Source organism: Pseudomonas sp. 20P_3.2_Bac5 (genome assembly GCF_025466035.1).
Classification (GTDB): Bacteria; Pseudomonadota; Gammaproteobacteria; order Pseudomonadales; family Pseudomonadaceae; genus Aquipseudomonas.
Window position 1 is genome coordinate 147270 of the sequence record NZ_JANLOA010000082.1, and the last position, 15816, is coordinate 163085.

The 15816-nt window shown below is 65.8% G+C and carries 12 protein-coding genes; 8 read left to right on the plus strand and 4 right to left on the minus strand.

Going from position 1 to position 15816, the window contains the following annotated elements:
* The first annotated feature begins 1 nt into the window (after position 1).
* The 8 genes from NTD88_RS15220 (at position 2) to NTD88_RS15255 (ending at position 11474) form a co-directional block, all read left to right on the plus strand.
* Entirely contained in the window at positions 2-946 is a 945-nt protein-coding gene (locus tag NTD88_RS15220) for a DUF58 domain-containing protein (protein WP_262154784.1), read from the plus strand.
* Positions 943-1437 carry a DUF4381 domain-containing protein gene (locus NTD88_RS15225; protein WP_095155690.1) on the plus strand — a complete coding sequence of 165 codons (495 nt, stop codon included), beginning with the start codon at positions 943-945 and terminating at the stop codon, positions 1435-1437. Before NTD88_RS15220 ends, NTD88_RS15225 begins: the two co-directional genes overlap by 4 nt.
* Positions 1430-2518 (plus strand): vWA domain-containing protein, encoded by a 1089-nt coding sequence (locus NTD88_RS15230; RefSeq protein ID WP_175653837.1) that lies wholly within the window; start codon positions 1430-1432, stop codon positions 2516-2518. Before NTD88_RS15225 ends, NTD88_RS15230 begins: the two co-directional genes overlap by 8 nt.
* Positions 2515-4239 carry a VWA domain-containing protein gene (locus NTD88_RS15235; protein WP_262154785.1) on the plus strand — a complete coding sequence of 575 codons (1725 nt, stop codon included), beginning with the start codon at positions 2515-2517 and terminating at the stop codon, positions 4237-4239. Before NTD88_RS15230 ends, NTD88_RS15235 begins: the two co-directional genes overlap by 4 nt.
* A complete protein-coding gene (locus NTD88_RS15240) occupies positions 4236-5855 on the plus strand; it encodes a BatD family protein (protein WP_095155687.1) in 1620 nt (539 codons plus the stop codon). Before NTD88_RS15235 ends, NTD88_RS15240 begins: the two co-directional genes overlap by 4 nt.
* A gap of 149 nt (positions 5856-6004) precedes the next feature.
* The gene (locus tag NTD88_RS15245) at positions 6005-7246 is read left to right on the plus strand and encodes an exonuclease SbcCD subunit D C-terminal domain-containing protein (RefSeq protein ID WP_262154786.1); all 1242 of its coding nucleotides are present in this window, start codon (positions 6005-6007) and stop codon (positions 7244-7246) included.
* Positions 7243-10890, plus strand: coding sequence for an AAA family ATPase (locus NTD88_RS15250; RefSeq protein ID WP_262154787.1), 3648 nt, complete (start codon positions 7243-7245; stop codon positions 10888-10890). The genes NTD88_RS15245 and NTD88_RS15250 overlap by 4 nt, the downstream gene beginning before the upstream one ends.
* Positions 10887-11474, plus strand: coding sequence for a glutathione S-transferase (locus tag NTD88_RS15255; protein WP_262154788.1), 588 nt, complete (start codon positions 10887-10889; stop codon positions 11472-11474). The genes NTD88_RS15250 and NTD88_RS15255 overlap by 4 nt, the downstream gene beginning before the upstream one ends.
* A 149-nt stretch (positions 11475-11623) precedes the next feature.
* Here NTD88_RS15255 and NTD88_RS15260 read toward each other — a convergent pair whose 3' ends face one another.
* The 4 genes from NTD88_RS15260 to NTD88_RS15275 all read right to left on the minus strand — a co-directional run bounded on the left by NTD88_RS15260 (position 11624) and on the right by NTD88_RS15275 (position 15798).
* Positions 11624-11803: a hypothetical protein gene (locus NTD88_RS15260; RefSeq protein WP_262130950.1), complete on the minus strand. Its 180-nt coding sequence runs from the start codon at positions 11801-11803 to the stop codon at positions 11624-11626.
* Between the two features lie 121 nt (positions 11804-11924).
* Positions 11925-13043, minus strand: coding sequence for a lactonase family protein (locus NTD88_RS15265; RefSeq protein ID WP_262154789.1), 1119 nt, complete (start codon positions 13041-13043; stop codon positions 11925-11927).
* Positions 13012-13323: a DUF5629 family protein gene (locus tag NTD88_RS15270; protein ID WP_262130952.1), complete on the minus strand. Its 312-nt coding sequence runs from the start codon at positions 13321-13323 to the stop codon at positions 13012-13014. Before NTD88_RS15270 ends, NTD88_RS15265 begins: the two co-directional genes overlap by 32 nt.
* 99 nt (positions 13324-13422) lie before the next feature.
* A complete protein-coding gene (locus NTD88_RS15275; RefSeq protein ID WP_095155727.1) occupies positions 13423-15798 on the minus strand; it encodes an efflux RND transporter permease subunit in 2376 nt (791 codons plus the stop codon).
* Between the last annotated feature and the right edge of the window lie 18 nt (positions 15799-15816).

A 15816-nucleotide genomic window follows, 5' to 3' on the forward strand; every position in this document is an offset into this window, starting at 1 on the left:
CATGCCCAGCCAACTGTTGAACGCGCCCGGCATCCGCATCAGCCTCGCCGAGCTGATCGAGATGCGTCACCGGGTGCGTGAAGTGCGCCTGTTCTCCGCCCCCGGCCAGCGCAGCCCGCTCGTCGGCCTGCACCACTCGCGCCTGCGCGGGCGCGGTGTGGACTTCGACCAGGTACGGGTCTACCAGGCCGGCGACGACGTGCGCAACATCGACTGGCGCGTCACCGCCCGCACCCAGGAGCCGCACACCAAGCTGTTCCACGAAGAGCGCGAGCGGCCGATCTTCATCCTCGTCGAACAAAGCCGGCGGCTGTTCTTCAGCTCGGGCCTGATGTTCAAGTCGGTGCTCGCCGCCCAGGCTGCGGCGCTGTTCGGCTGGGCCGCGCTGGGCCACAACGACCGGATCGGCGGCCTGGTGTTCGGCGACAACGAGCACTACGAAATCAAACCGCGACGCAGCAAGCAGAGCCTGCTGCAACTGCTCAACCGCCTGGCCCGGGTCAATCAGTCGCTGCACACCGAAGCCGTGACCCAAGGCGACAACCTTGGCACCGCGCTGCGCCGCGCCCGCGAGGTGCTGCGTCCCGGCAGCCTGGCCATCATCATTTGCGACGAGCGGGCGCTGAACCCCAGCGTCGAACAGCAACTGGGCCTGCTGTCGCGGCATTGCGACCTGCTCCTGCTGCCGCTCTCCGACCCGCTCGACCACGCCCTGCCCGCCGCCGGCCTGCTGCGCTTCGCCCAGCGCGGCGCGCAACTGGAGTTGGACACCCTCGATACCAACCTGCGCCAGAGCTACCGTCAACTGAGCGAAGCGCGGATCGCGCGCTGGGAACTGCTCGCGCAGAAACTGCGGGTGGTGTTGATGCCCTTGAGCACCCAGAGCGAAATGATCGAGCAATTGCGCGAATACCTCGACCCCCAACGCGCCGGCAAGCCGCGATGAACCCTCTGGCGCAACTGCAACCGCTGATCGCCCCCGAGCCGATCAGCGCCTGGCCCCCCGCCCCCGGCTGGTGGGCGCTGCTGCTGATCCTGCCGTTGCTGGGCTGGGGCCTCTGGCGGCTGCGCCACTGGCGACCGCGCAAAGCGCCGTTGCCACGCGCCGAGCAACCGCTGGACCCGATCCGCGTCGCCGCCCTGGCCGAACTGGCGCAGTTGCCCAAACCCTACGACGGCGCGCCGGCCGGCGCCTGGCTGCAGCAGATCAACGCGCTGCTCAAGCGCCTGTGCCGCAACCACTACCCGGAAAGCCACAGCCACACCCTCAATGGCCGGCAGTGGCTGGCATTTCTCGACAACCGTTGCCCGGCCGCCGGGCTGACGCGCTGGATGGTGCTGGTGGAAGGCGCCTACAAGCCCGAATGCCGGCTGGACGACAAAGCCATCGCCGGGCTCAACCAGTCCGTCGAAACCTGGATTCGCAAGCATGTTTGAACTGGCCTGGCCCTGGGTCTTCGCCCTGCTCCCGCTGCCCTGGCTGGCACGCCTGGTGCTGCCGGCCGCGGACAGCGGCGAGCCGGTGCTCAAAGTCAGCTTCCTCGACGAGCTGGAAGGCCTGGCCGGGCGCCGCGCGCGGCTGAACCTGCCGACCTGGCGTCAGCAGGCGCCGTTCGTGCTGATCTGGCTGCTGCTGTTGCTGGCCGCCGCCCGCCCGCAATGGCTGGGCGAGCCGCTGCCGGTGGCCGCCAGCGGACGCGATTTGCTGGTGGCGGTGGATGTCTCTGGCTCCATGGACTTCCCCGACATGAGCTGGGAAGGCGAAGACGTCAGCCGCCTGGTGCTGGTCAAACAACTGCTCGGTGACTTTCTCGAACAACGCGAAGGCGACCGCGTCGGGCTGATCCTGTTCGGCAGCCAGGCCTACCTGCAGGCGCCGCTGACGTTCGACCGACGTACCGTGCGCAGCTTCCTCGACGAGGCGCAGATCGGCATCGCCGGCAAGAACACCGCCCTCGGCGACGCCATCGGCCTGGCCGTGAAACGCCTGCGGATGCGCCCGACCGACAGCCGCGTGCTGATCCTGGTCACCGACGGCGCCAACAACGGCGGGCAGATCCACCCGCTAACCGCGGCGCGGCTGGCGGCCCAGGAAAGCATCCGCATCTACACCATCGGCATCGGCGCCAGCGCCGAAGAAAACGGCACCGCTGGCCAACTCGGGCTCAACCCCAGCCTGGACCTGGACGAAGCCTCGCTGCGGGAAATCGCCCAGATCACCCATGGCGAATACTTCCGCGCCCGCGATGGCGCCGAACTCAAGACCATCGGCGAAACCCTCGACCTGCTGGAACCGGTGGAACAACAACCAACCCAGGCGCGCACCGCCGAAGCGCTGTATGCCTGGCCACTGGCGGCGGCATTGCTGCTCAGCCTGGCGTTGGTGCTGCGCGAACGCTGGCCCGACCATCTGGTGCAAAAGCTGCTGCAACGCCTGTTGCGTCGCCCGGACTTTCTCCAGCCGCACCCGGAATGGCGCGAACGGCTGAAACGCCTGCGCCTGCGGAGGCGCCGATGATCGACCTCTGGCCCTACTGGCTACGCCCACTCTGGCTGCTGTTATTGCCCGTGCTCGGCTGGCTGCTGTGGAAACTCTGGCACCGGCAGAAACGCGCCGGCCGCTGGCAGATGATCCTGCCGCCGGCCTTCCACGGCGTACTGCTCGGCGGCGGCAGCGGCCACGACAGCAAACTGCCGTGGATCGCCCTCGGCCTGGCCTGGTTGCTGGGCGTGCTGGCCCTGCTCGGGCCGAGTTGGCAGCGCCTGGAAGAAACCCGCCAGCGCCCCGCCGACCCGCTGGTGATCCTGCTGGAACTGACCCCGTCGATGCTCGCTGAAGACAGCCCACCCTCACGCCTTGAACAGGCGCGGCGGAAAGTCCTCGACCTGCTGAAACACCGCAGCGACAGCCAGACCGCCATCGTCGTCTATGCCGGTAGCGCGCACACGCTGGTGCCGCTGTCGGATGACCTGGGCACCAGCCGCAACCTGCTCGAAGCGCTGGAACCGGGCATCATGCCGCAACCCGGACAACGCGCCGACCTGGCGCTGCGCAAGGGCCTGGCACTGCTGGCCCAGGGCGCCCTCGGCCAGGGCCGGGTGCTGCTGATCGCCTCGTCTCTCAGTGAAGAAGAACGCCAGGGCATCGCCCAGGCGCTCGGGCGCAACGGCCCGGCCCTGCTGATGCTGGGCGTGGGCAGCGCCGAAGGCGCACCGGTGAAACAGGCCAGCGGCGAATTCATCAAGGACGCCGACGGTGCGATCCTGCTGCCGCGACTGGACAGCGCCAGCCTCAAGCCCTTCATCAACGACCTCGGCGGCCGCTACCGGCATGCGCGCATCGACGACCTCGACCTGCGCGGCCTGGGCCTGTTCGACAAACCCCGGGCCCTGAGCAGCGACGGCCAGACCGTGCAGCTCGACAACTGGGCCGACCAGGGTTACTGGTTGCTGCTGCCCCTGTTGCTGCTGGCCGCCTGCGCCGGGCGGCGCGGCTGGCTGTTCTGCCTGCCGCTGTTGCTGTGCCTGCCGCAGCCGGCCCACGCCTTCGAATTCAGTGAGCTGTGGCGCCGCCCCGATCAGCAGGGCCAGCACCTGCTGGAAAAAAAGCGTCCGGCCGAAGCCGCGAAGCACTTCAAAGACCCGCAATGGAAAGGCTGGGCCCTCTACGAAGCCGGTGACTACGCCGGCGCCGCCCGCCAGTTCGCCCTCGACGACAGCGCCAGCGGCCACTACAACCGTGGCAACGCCCTGGCCCGCGGCGGCGAGCTGGAAGCCGCGGTGGATGCCTACGAAGAAGCGCTGGAGCGTCAGCCCGATCTGCAACCGGCGCTGACCAACAAGGCCCTGGTGGAACAACTGCTGCAACAACGCCAGCAGGAACAGCCACCGGAGCAAAAGGAACCCGAGCCGGAAGACACGCAACAGTCCGGCCAGCAGATGCCCGGCGACAGCAACGAGAACAGCCAGCAAAACAGCAACCAGAGCGAAACCGGACAACCCGGCGACGAACCGGAAGAACACCAGGAACCCGGCGAAAGCCAGACTCAGCAGAACAGCAGCGGCGATGACGACGAATCCGTGACCCAGCCGCCGCAGCGCCCTACCGGCAGCAACCTCGACGTCGAACAGCGCCAGGCGCTGGAACAATGGCTGCGGCAGATCCCGGACAACCCGGCGCAACTGCTGCGGCGCAAATTCTGGTACGAACAGCAACAACATCAGGAAACCCATCGATGAGCCGCGTCTGCGCCTTCGTGTTCTGTCTTCTTTTCGGCCCGCTGGTTCAGGCCGCGGAGCTCCATGCCAGCGTCGACCGCGCCCGGCTGAGCACCGCCGAGACCCTGGAACTGACCCTGGAAATCCAGGACGTGACCCAATTCGGCAAGCCGGACCTGACGCCCCTGCAGGCCGACTTCGAAGTCCGCGGCACCCGCCAGCTCAACAGCCTCAACACCCTCGACGGGCAGAACGAGGCCACCACCCGCTGGGTGGTCACGCTGATGCCACGGCGGGCCGGCACCCTGCAAATCCCCCCGCTGCACCTGGGCGAGTTGCACAGCGAAGCCATCGAATTGCAGGTCGAGGCCGCGCAGGACAGCCCGGCGACGATCCTCGCCCCGGTGTTCATCGAAGCCAGCCTCGACCAGAACGACATCTACGTGCAGGCCCAGGCGGTACTGACCCTGCGCATCTACCACTCGGTGTCGCTGTACGACGACAGCAGCCTCAGCCCGTTGCAGATCGACGGGGTGAAGATCGAACCGCTGGGCGAGTCGCGCACCTACGAAAAACTGATCAACGGTATCCGCCACGGCGTCATCGAGATGCGCTACGCGCTCTACCCGCAGCGCAGCGGCGAAGTCACGGTGCCGACCCTGACCTTCAGCGCCACCAGTGCCGGCAGCGACAGCGACAACCCAGGCAACCCCGGCAACAGCCAGGTGCGGGTCAGCTCGCGCGAGTTGCCGTTGCAGGTGCGCCCGATCCCCGCCGACTACCCGGCGGGCCTGGCCTGGTTGCCGGCGCGCAGCCTGACCCTGGAAGAACACTGGAGCCCGGACCCGAGCCAGGGGCCGACGCAGATTGGTGATTCGCTGACCCGAACCATCACGATCAAGGCCGAAGGACTCTCCAGCACCCAATTGACGCCCCTGCCCGGCACCGAAGTGCCGGGGCTGCGGCGCTACCCGGACCAGCCACAACTGCGCAACCAGATCGACGAACGCGGCCTGATCGGCAGCCGCGAAGAACGCGAGGCCCTGGTGCCGACTCACAGCGGCGCACTGGAGTTGCCCAGCCTGGAACTGGTCTGGTGGAACACCCGCGAAAACCATCTGGAGCGCAGCAGCCTGCCCGCGCGCAGCCTCAACGTGCAGGACAACCCGGCGCTGAGCGCGGAAACCCCGAGCGCGACACCGGCAAGCGACGGCCAGCCGCTGTGGCCGTGGCAACTGAGCACGTTGGTGTTGGCGCTGACCACGTTGGCCGGTTTCGCCCTGTGGTGGCGTGCCCGTTCGCAGCCGGCGGTGCTGCGTGCTGCGCAGACCGGGCCGAGCCCGCGCACCCTGCTCGACGACCTCAAGCGCGCCTGCCAGGCCAACGACTCCCACGCCACCCGCCAGGCCCTCGACGCCTGGGCCCGGCAACAACCGCAGACCCTGGCGGACATGGCGGCGCGCTTCGTGCCGCTGTCCGATGCCCTCGACGGTCTCAACAGCGCGCTGTACAGCGAGGCGGGACAGTACTGGCAAGGCGATGAACTGTGGCGGGCGATCAGCACCATTCCCACGGCGGAACAGGCGCAGCCGGCGCAGGGCGAGAATGGCGGGTTGCCGCCGTTGTATCCGAAGTAGGGAATCTGCAGCGCTCTCCAGATCGAGCGTCGCCTATGCGGCGATGAGGCCCTTCAAACATCACCCAAAACCCTGACCCAATCACCGGACCCATCCCACATTCGGGTACCATATCCGGCTTTTAGCCGGCTCCCGTCACAGGATTACCAATGCGTCTGTTTCACACTTCCGACTGGCATCTGGGACAAACCCTGCACGGCCAGGAGCGCGATTTCGAACATGCCTGCTTTCTCGACTGGCTGCTGGGCCAACTGAAGCTGCGCGAGCCCGATGCCCTGCTGATCGCCGGCGATGTCTTCGACACCGTCAACCCGCCGGTCAAGGCGCAGGAACGGCTCTACGACTTCATCGTCAAGGCCCACGAGCAACAGCCGGGGCTGACCATCGTGATGATCGCCGGCAACCACGATTCCGGCTCGCGCATCGAACTCCCCGCAGCCCTGATGCGCCGCCTGCGCACCCACGCGGTAGGCCGGGTGCAGTGGCTGGACGAAGGCCAGCTCGACAGCGAACGTTTGCTGGTGCCGCTGACCAACGCCAAGGGCAAGGTCCTGGCCTGGTGCCTGGCGCTGCCGTTCCTGCGACCAGCAGAAGTCACCGGCCCGCACCTGGGCGAGGACTACCTGCGCGGGATTGGCCAGGTCCATGAAAAGCTCATTGCCGCCGCCCTCGAACGCCGCGACCCGAAGCAGCCGCTGATCGCCATCAGCCACGCGCACATGGCCGGCGGATCGATTTCGGAAGACTCCGAGCGCAGCCTGATCATCGGCAACGCCGAAGCCCTGCCGGCCAGTCTGTTCGGCGCCGAGATCGGCTACGTCGCCCTCGGCCACCTGCACAAGCCGCAAAAGGTCAACGGCGAGGAGCGCATCCGCTACTGCGGGTCGCCGCTGCCGCTGTCGTTCTCGGAAATCAAATACCCGCACCAGATCCTCGAAATCGAGTTCAAGGGCAACAAGTTGCTCAGCGTCGAAAGCCGTCACGTGCCCCGCGCAGTGGCCTTGCAGCGGCTCGGTCCGGCGCCGCTGGCGGAGCTTCTGACGCAACTGAACGAACTGCCGACGGTCGATCTGCTGGACGACCCGCAACGCCAGCCGTGGCTGGAAGTGCGGGTGCAACTGGACGAGCCGCAAGCGGACCTGCGCCAGCAGATCGAAACCGCACTGCAAGGCAAGGCCGTGCGCCTGATCCGCATCGCCGCCGAATATGCAGGTCGCGCCGGAGCCGACGGCGACGACGACACCCGTCTGGTGGAACTGGGCCAGCTCAAGCCCGAAGACCTGTTCGCCCGCGCCTGGGAACAGGCCTATGGCAACGCCGCCGATGAACAGACCCTGGCCGACTTCGCCCTGCTTTTGCAGGACGTTCAGCAAGAGGAGGAGCAGCCATGAAGATTCTTGCCATTCGCCTGAAAAACCTCGCCTCGCTGGCCGGTCCGTTCGAAATCGACTTCACCGCCGAACCCCTGGCCAGCGCCGGCCTGTTCGCCATCACAGGGCCCACCGGCGCCGGCAAGAGCACCCTGCTCGACGCCCTGTGCCTGGCGCTGTTCGGCTCGGTGCCGCGGCTGGACAATATCGGCAGGGAAACCAAGGTCCCCGACGTCGACGGCGAAATCCTCACCAACGACCCGCGCACCCTGCTGCGCCGCGGCACCGGCAGCGGTTTCGCCGAGGTGGACTTCGTCGGCATCGACGGCCGCCGCTACCGTGCCCGCTGGGAAACCAACCGTGCCCGTGACAAGGCCACCGGCAAACTGCAAGGCAGCCGCCAGAGCCTGCACGACCTGGACAGCCAGCAACTGCTGAGCAACCAGAGCAAGCGCGAGTACGAACAACTGATCGAGTCCCGCCTGGGGCTCAACTTCGCCCAGTTCACCCGTGCGGTGATGCTGGCGCAGAGCGAGTTCAGTGCCTTCCTCAAGGCCGACGACAAGGAGCGCAGTGAGCTGCTGGAAAAGCTCACCAACACGGCGATCTACAGCCAGTTGGGGCGGCGCGCCTTTATCAAGGCCAAGGACGCGGCCGACAGCTACAAAGCCCTGGAGCTTGAAGCCAGCGGCGTACTGCCGATGAACGCGGAAGAGCGCACGGCCCTCGATGAACGCCTCGGCGAAGCCCAACAGCAACTCAAGGCCGAACAGGCGCAACTGCGCCAGCTCGAACAGCAACGCACCTGGCTCAACGAGCTGCACGCCTTGCAGGCGCAGCAAAGCGCGGCGGCTGCCGACCTGAGCAACGCCCGCCAGGCGTGGGAACACCTGGCCGGCGAACGGCTGAACCTGAGCCGCCTTGAACAGCTCGCGCCGCAGCGTCATCAGTTCGCCCGACGCCAGGAGTTGCTCAACCAGCTCACGCCGTTGGCCAGCGCGCTGGAACAGCAGCGCCGGCAACAGACCGAACTGGGCAATCGCCAGCAGCAACTGGAACAGGACCTGAACGGCGCCCGCGAAGCCCTCACCCGCGCCCTCGGCGAACAGACCGACAGCGCACCGCGCCTGCGCCAGGCCTTCGACACCCAGCACAACCTCGCCCGCCTGGAGCAGGAGCTGACCCGCGACCGCGCCCTGACGCTGCAAGCGCAGCAAGCGTGCGAAGAAGGCCGCAGCCAACTGGCGAGCCTGATCGAACACCAGCAACGCCACGAGCAGACCCTCGCCAGCATTGCCGGCCAGCTTGAACAAAGCGCCGCGCTGGCAAGCCTGGGCAGCGCCTGGAACGCCTACCGCAGCCAGTTGCAACAGGTGATGCTCACCGCCAACCGCCTGGGCAAGGGCCGCGAAGAACTGCCGACCCTGCGCCAGACCGCCGAAACCCGCGCCCGTCAGTGCGAGGAATTGCGCGCCGAACTGGCCGTGCTGTTCCAGGAAGCCGGCGCCGAACCACAGGCCCTGGCCGAACAGATCGGCCTGCTCGGCACCCTGCTGCAGGACAACCGCAAGCTGCAACGCGGCTTCGAGGAACTGGCGCGGCTGTGGGGTCGTCAGCAGGACGTCGAGCAGCGCCTGCTGGCCCTGCGCGAACGCCAGTCCGGCGCCCAGCAAGAGCGCGCGCAACTGATCGCCGCCGGCTTGCAGGGCAAGCAGGAACTGGAAGCCGCGCAGCAAGCGCTGACCCTCACCCGCCAGTTGCTGGAGCGCCAGCGCCTGGCTCGCAACGCCAGCGTTGAAGAACTGCGCACGCAGTTGCAGGACGAGCAACCCTGCCCGGTCTGCGGCAGCCTGGAACACCCCTACCATCAGCCGGAAGCGCTGCTGGAAAACCTCGCCCGCCACGACGAAAGCGAAGAGGCCAACGCCCAGAAGGCGGTCACCGAACTCACCCAGAAGCTGGACGAATTGCGCTCCCAGCTCGGCGGCGTCAACGGCCAGCTCAAGGAGTACCTGCACCAGCAGGAGCAACTGAACACCCAGCTCCAGGCCCTGGCCCCGGAACTCGAAGCCCAGCCGCTCTACCCGCAACTGGCGGAACAGAACAGCGCCTCCCGCAGCCAGTGGCTCGACCTGCAACTGCGCCGACTGAACGACGACATCGCCCGCGACGAACAGCGCCAGAACGCCCTGCTGACCCTGCAACAGGACGCCGCCCGCCTGCAGCAACAGCTTCAGGCCGCCAACGACGCCAGTCAGCAGGCCACCCAGCAACTGAACCAGCAACAAGACGCCCTGCACGCCGACGAACAGCGCCTGCAACAGGAACTGGCCCACTTCGAACCGCTGCTGCCGGCGGATATCTTCGCCGCGCTGCGGGACAAGCCAGCGGAAACCTTCCTGACCCTCGACCAGCAACTGAACACCCGCCAGCAACTGCTCGACCAACAGAAAGACGAACAGCAGGAACTGAACGAGCGCCTCAAGCAGCGCGAAGCCCTTGAACTCAAGCAACAGGCCCGTCAGCAGGAACAGGACAAGCTGCAACAGCAGCTCGTCGCCAGCGAGGCCCTGCAACAACAGGCCCGCGACGCCCTGACCGCGCTGATTGGCGAACATGCCGATGCCGAAGGCTGGCAGCGTCATCTGGAACAGGCCGTGGAGCAGGCGCGCAACGCCGAAGCCGGGGTCAACCAGCACTTGCAGGAGGCCCGCACCCAGGCCGCGGCCATCGCCAGCGAACTCAAGGCCCGCGAAGAGCAGCACACTCATCTGGAGCAGGAAAAGCAGCAACTGGACGCCGCCATCGCGCAATGGCGCGAGGCGCACCCGGAGCTGGACGAACAAGGCCTGGACGCCCTGCTCGGCATGGACGACGAACAGGTCGCCAGCCTGCGCCAGCGCCTGCAAATCGCGGAAAAAGCCATCGAACAGGCCGGCGTGCGGGTGCAGGAACGTGACGAGCGCCTGCAACAGCATCAGGCGCTGAACCTGACCGAACAACTGCCGCAAGCGCTGGAACTGGCACTGCAAAGTAGCCAGCAGCAACTGGACCAGCACGAACACCACTGCGCCGAACTTCGCGCGCAGCAGGCCGAAGACCAGCGCCGTCAGCAGGCCAGCCAGGCTCTCGCCGAACGCATCGCCCAGGCCCGCGGGGAATGGCAGCGCTGGGCGCGGCTGAGCGAGCTGATCGGTTCGGCCAGCGGCGACACCTTCCGCAAGATCGCCCAGGGCTACAACCTCGACCTGCTGGTGCACCACGCCAACCAGCAATTGCGCCAACTGGTCCGGCGCTACCGCCTCAAGCGCGGCGGCAGCCAGCTCGGCCTGCTGGTGCAGGATACCGAGATGGGCGACGAACTGCGCTCGGTGCACTCGCTGTCCGGCGGCGAGACCTTCCTGGTTTCGCTGGCCCTGGCGCTGGGCCTGGCGTCCATGGCCTCCAGCACCTTGCGCATCGAATCGCTGTTCATCGACGAAGGCTTCGGCAGCCTCGACCCGGAATCCCTGCAACTGGCCATGGACGCCCTCGACGGCTTGCAGGCCCAGGGCCGCAAGGTCGGGGTGATTTCCCATGTGCAGGAAATGCATGAGCGGATCGGCGTGCAGATCCAGGTCCGCCGCCAGGGCAACGGCCTGAGCACCCTGGAGGTGGACGGATGATCCTTTACTCGTTCCGCCGCTGCCCCTACGCCATGCGCGCGCGACTGGCGCTGCGCTACGCCGGGGTGGCGGTGCGCGTCGAGGAAGTCAGCCTGAAAGCCAAGCCCGCCGAAATGCTGGCGCTGTCGCCCAAAGGCACCGTGCCGGTGCTCAGCGTCGACGGGCGGGTACTGGAAGAAAGCCTGGACATCATGCGCTGGGCCCTGGCGCAGAACGATCCACAGGACTGGCTGCTCAAGGACGGTCCATCAGCGGCGATCGAACAGTTGATCGTCCGCAATGACAGCGAGTTCAAGGTGCACCTGAACCACTACAAATACGCCGAGCGCTACCCGGAGCAATCCCGGGAGCACTATCGGCGGCAGGCGGAAGTGATTCTTGCGGATCTGGAACAGCGCTTGAGCGAGCGACCTTACCTGCTGGCAGACCACCCGAGCCTGGCGGACGCCGCCTTGCTGCCGTTTATCCGCCAGTTCGCCGGGGTCGAACCGCAGTGGTTCGCCGAGGCGCCCTACCCGCGCTTGCGCGCGTGGTTGCAGGGCTGGCTGGAATCGGAGCTGTTCAAGGCGGTCATGGCGCGGTGATGTTCAGGGCGGCATCGTTGCATGGGTATCTACGCATCTACACATCGCGCAAGCAATCGCAAAGCGTCGGTCACCTCAATCTGTGGGAGCGGATTCATCCGCTCCCACACTTACCTGCGAGATGAGGCCCCTCAAGACCACCACAAACCTCAATGACTGACCTTGTGATCCAACGCCGCATAGAAATTGGCACTCTGCCGCAGATAGTCAGCCGTATAGCTCGGCGTCGCCGATTTACGCTGATTGATTTCAACATGGGCATGGGCGGCCTGGACCACGGACGCGGAAATGGCTGAAGCGGCAATCACAGGGAAAAGATTGAAATTCATGGCAAGGCTCTCAAAGTCGGTAGTGTGAAGAGGCCGTCTGGGGCCGTGGTTCAAAACTACGCCGCTACCGCCGCGAGAAAAAATTCATTGCGCCAGTAACCGATATCGATGCCATTGATAGTCAGTCGATGAACTTCAGGTCCGACGGCGCCGCCTGTTTGAACCGCTGCACCACCTCCCCCAGCAGTCCACTGACCGTATCGCGGCGGATCACCACGATGGTGTCGCTCTTCTGGTTGGCCACCAGTACAAAGCGCTGCCCCGGGTCGAGGCTGAACTCCCGCGGATGATCGCCTTCCACCGAACGCCGTTGCAGCAAGGTCAGCCGCCCACCATCGGGATCGATGGCAAACACCAGCAGTTCATTGACGCTGCCGCGGTTGCTGACATAGAGAAAACGCCCATCCGCCGAACCGTGCAGCGCGCCGCCGGCCTTTGCCGCGGGGTCATCGCTGTCGGTCAGCGCTGCGGTGTCGATCAGCCTGAGATGGCCGTCGTGATACTCGAACGTCGCCACCTGCGCGCTCATTTCCAGGGTCAGCCAGGCGTGTTTGCCATCCTTGCTGAACAGCAGATGCCGCGGCCCGCTGCCGGGCGGCAGCGCCACCGAATCGAACGCGCTCAGCGGCTGCGCGGCATTGCCGTCATAGCGGTAGCTGAAGACCCGGTCCGCGCCGAGGTCGCTGGCGAACAGGTAGCGGCCGTCCGGCGATGACACCAGCGAATGAACATGGGGCGCAGCCTGGCGTTCGGGATTGACCTGGCTGGCGGCGTGACGCAGTCGCTGCACCGCCGCGCCCAGCCGGCCGTCCGCCTTGACCGGCAGGACACTGAGGCTGCCGCCTTCCGGGGTCGAACCGCCATAGTTGGCGACGAACAGAAAACGCCCGTCGTGACTGAGGCTGGAATGGGTCGGCTCGCCGCCCTGGCTGCCAACCTGGTTGAGCGGCGCAAGGTGATGGGCCGAATCGAGGCTGAACGCCGACACCTCGCCCGCCGCCTGCTCGTTGACCGCGAACAGGTGGTGGCGGTCGGCGGACAGCGTCAGCCATGACGGGTTGCTCGCCGGCTGCACCTGCAGCGGCGTCGCGTCGAGCTGGCCGCTGGCGCCGTCGAAACGGTAGCGGTAAATACCTTCGCTGGCGCCGTCGGTGTAGCTGCCCACCAGCACTTCATGCCCGTGGGCCGTCGCGGTCAGCAACATGGCACTAGCGATCAGCCGGTTCAGCAGTGCTTTCATCGTCGCCCTCATCGGCTTCGTCGCCCTCGTCATCTTCCGAGGCCCGCAGCGCGCTCAGGCACACCAGGCGGTGCTCGCCGCTGTCACCGACGATCAGCCAGTCCTCGCCCTCGGCACGGGCGGCGGCGATCTGCTCGGGGGTGAAGGTCCAGCGCTTGAGTGCGCGGCCGTCCATGCACTCGATGCGCAGGCTGCTGTCGTCGTAGGTGAAGTCAAAGGCATGCAGGCCGTCGATCAGCAACATGTCGCAGGCTTGCAGGGCTTGGGAAAGGGTGGTCATTACGCAACTGCCATGAATGGGGAAAGGCGCAATGATAGCCCAAATGCACCGCGGGCCAGACGTTGTGGCGTCTGGCCCGCGGTTTCACTCAGGCGTGGATCAGTGAGCGAAGATCGATTTGCTCTGCTGTCCGGCCATTTTCTCCGGCTTGATCAGGAACCGCGCCAGCGCTGGCAGCAGCCACAGGGCGCCGAACATGTTCCACAGCAGCATGAAGGTCAGCATCAGGCCCATGTCGGCCTGGAACTTGATGGCCGAGAAGATCCAGGTGCACACGCCGATCGCCAGGCACAGGCCGGTGAACAGCACGGCCTTGCCGGTGGAACGCAGGGTCTGGTAGTACGCCTCCTGCAATGGCAGGCCCGCCCGCAGGAAACTTTCCAGGCGGCTGTAGATGTAGATCCCGTAGTCCACGCCGATACCCACGCCCAGCGCCACCACCGGCAGGGTGGCGACCTTGACGCCGATGCCCATGAAGGCCATCAGCGCGTTGCCCAGCACCGAGGTCAGCACCAGCGGCAGGACGATGCACAAGGTAGCGGCGAAGGAGCGGAAGGTGATCATGCACATCACCGCAACGCAGATGTACACCAGGATCAGGATGGTCAGTTCGGCGGACTTGATCACCTCGTTGGTGGCCGCTTCGATACCGGCGTTACCCGCCGCCAGGAGGAACTCCAGGCCTTCCTGGTTATGCGTGTCGGCGAAGGCCTTGACCGCCGCGACCACGCCATCAAGGGTTTCCGCCTTGTGGTCGTTGAGGAATACCAGCACCGGCGCCAGCGAGCAGTCGCCGTTGTACAGGCCATCGGCGCGGGATACCGAGGTGTTCAGCACTTCCGGGTTACGCGACAGGCTTTCCCATTTCAGGTTGCCCTCGTTCATGCCCTTGATCATCTGCTTGGACACGGTCACCAGGGAGATCGCCGACTGCACGCCCGGGGTGTTTTCCATGGTCCACATCAGTTCGTCGATCGGCGCCATGGTCTTGTACACCGAGCACTGCTCCGTCGGCGTCTTGACCATCACCACCAGCACGTCGGAGCTGGTCGAGTAGTTGTCGATGATGAAGGCGTTGTCTTTGTTGTAGCGCGAGTCCGGACGCAGTTCCGGCGCGCCCTGGTCGAGGTCGCCGATCTTCAGGTTCTGGCTGTACCAGAGGCCGCCGCCAAAGGCGACCAGCGCCAGGAGCACCGACACCCGCGCCACTTTCGGGCTGGCGAAGTTGGACAGCAGGCGCCAGAACGGGTGCTCGCAGGTCGCATCGCGCTTGCTGCGCTCGATGGCCTTCTTGCTGATGCCGACATAGGAAATCGCCACCGGCAGCAGGATCAGGTTGGTGAAGACGATCACCGCCACGCCGATGGACGCGCCGATGGCCAGCTCGCGGATCACCCCGATATCGATGATCAGCAGGGTGATGAAGCCCACGGCGTCGGCCAAAATGGCGATCATCCCCGGCAGGAACAGTTGCCGGAACGTGCGTCGCGCTGCGGTCAGGGCGTTGTCGGCGTCACTGGATTGCAGGGCGATGCCGTTGATCTTCTGCACCCCATGGGAAATGCCGATGGCGAAGATCAGGAACGGCACCAGCATCGAATACGGATCGAGCCCGAAACCCACCACGTGCATCAATCCGAGCTGCCAGACCACCGCCACCAGGGTGGTGGTGAGCACGGCGATGGTGCTGCGGATACACCAGGTGAACCAGTACAGCAGGACCCAGGTGATGCCCAACGCGATGGCGAAGAACGCCGCGACCATCATCAGGCCATCGATCAGGTCGCCAACTTTCTTGGCGAAACCGACGATGTGAATCTTCACATTCGGGTTCTGCGCTTCGTACTTGTCGCGGATCTTCTCTTCCAGTTCGTGGGAGAACTTCTGGTAGTCCAGCTTGATCTGCCGCCCCTGGTCCTGCGGGTCGGGATAGGACTCTTGCAGCGGAATATCGACGATGCTGGATTTGAAGTTGTTCGCCACCAGACGGCCGATCTGGCCGGACTTGAGGACGTTGTTGCGCAGCGCGTCGAGGCTTTCCGGCGAACCGTTGTAGGTGTTGGGGATCACTTCGCCGCCGGAGAAGCCTTCTTCGGTCACCTCGGTCCAGCGCACCGCGGGGCTCCACAGCGACTTCAGCGCCGAGCGGTCAACGCCGGGGATGTAGAAGACTTCGTCATGGATTTGCCGCAGCGTCTCCATGTAGTCCTTGTCGAAGATATCGCCGTTGACCGCCTCCACCGAGATACGCACGGTGTTGCCGAGGTTGGCCAGGTCATTGCGGTGCTCGAGCATGTTCTGGATGAACGGGTGCTCCAGCGGAATCATTTTTTCGAAGCTGGTGGACGGGCGGATCAGCGTGGCCTGCCAGAACAGGAAGATGCTGACCAGCAGGCAGATACCAATCACCACCGGACGGTTGTTGAAGATCAGGCGCTCGAGCAAGGTCGGCTTGTCCTGATGGTGTTGGCTCATGGTGAACGACTCCCGACT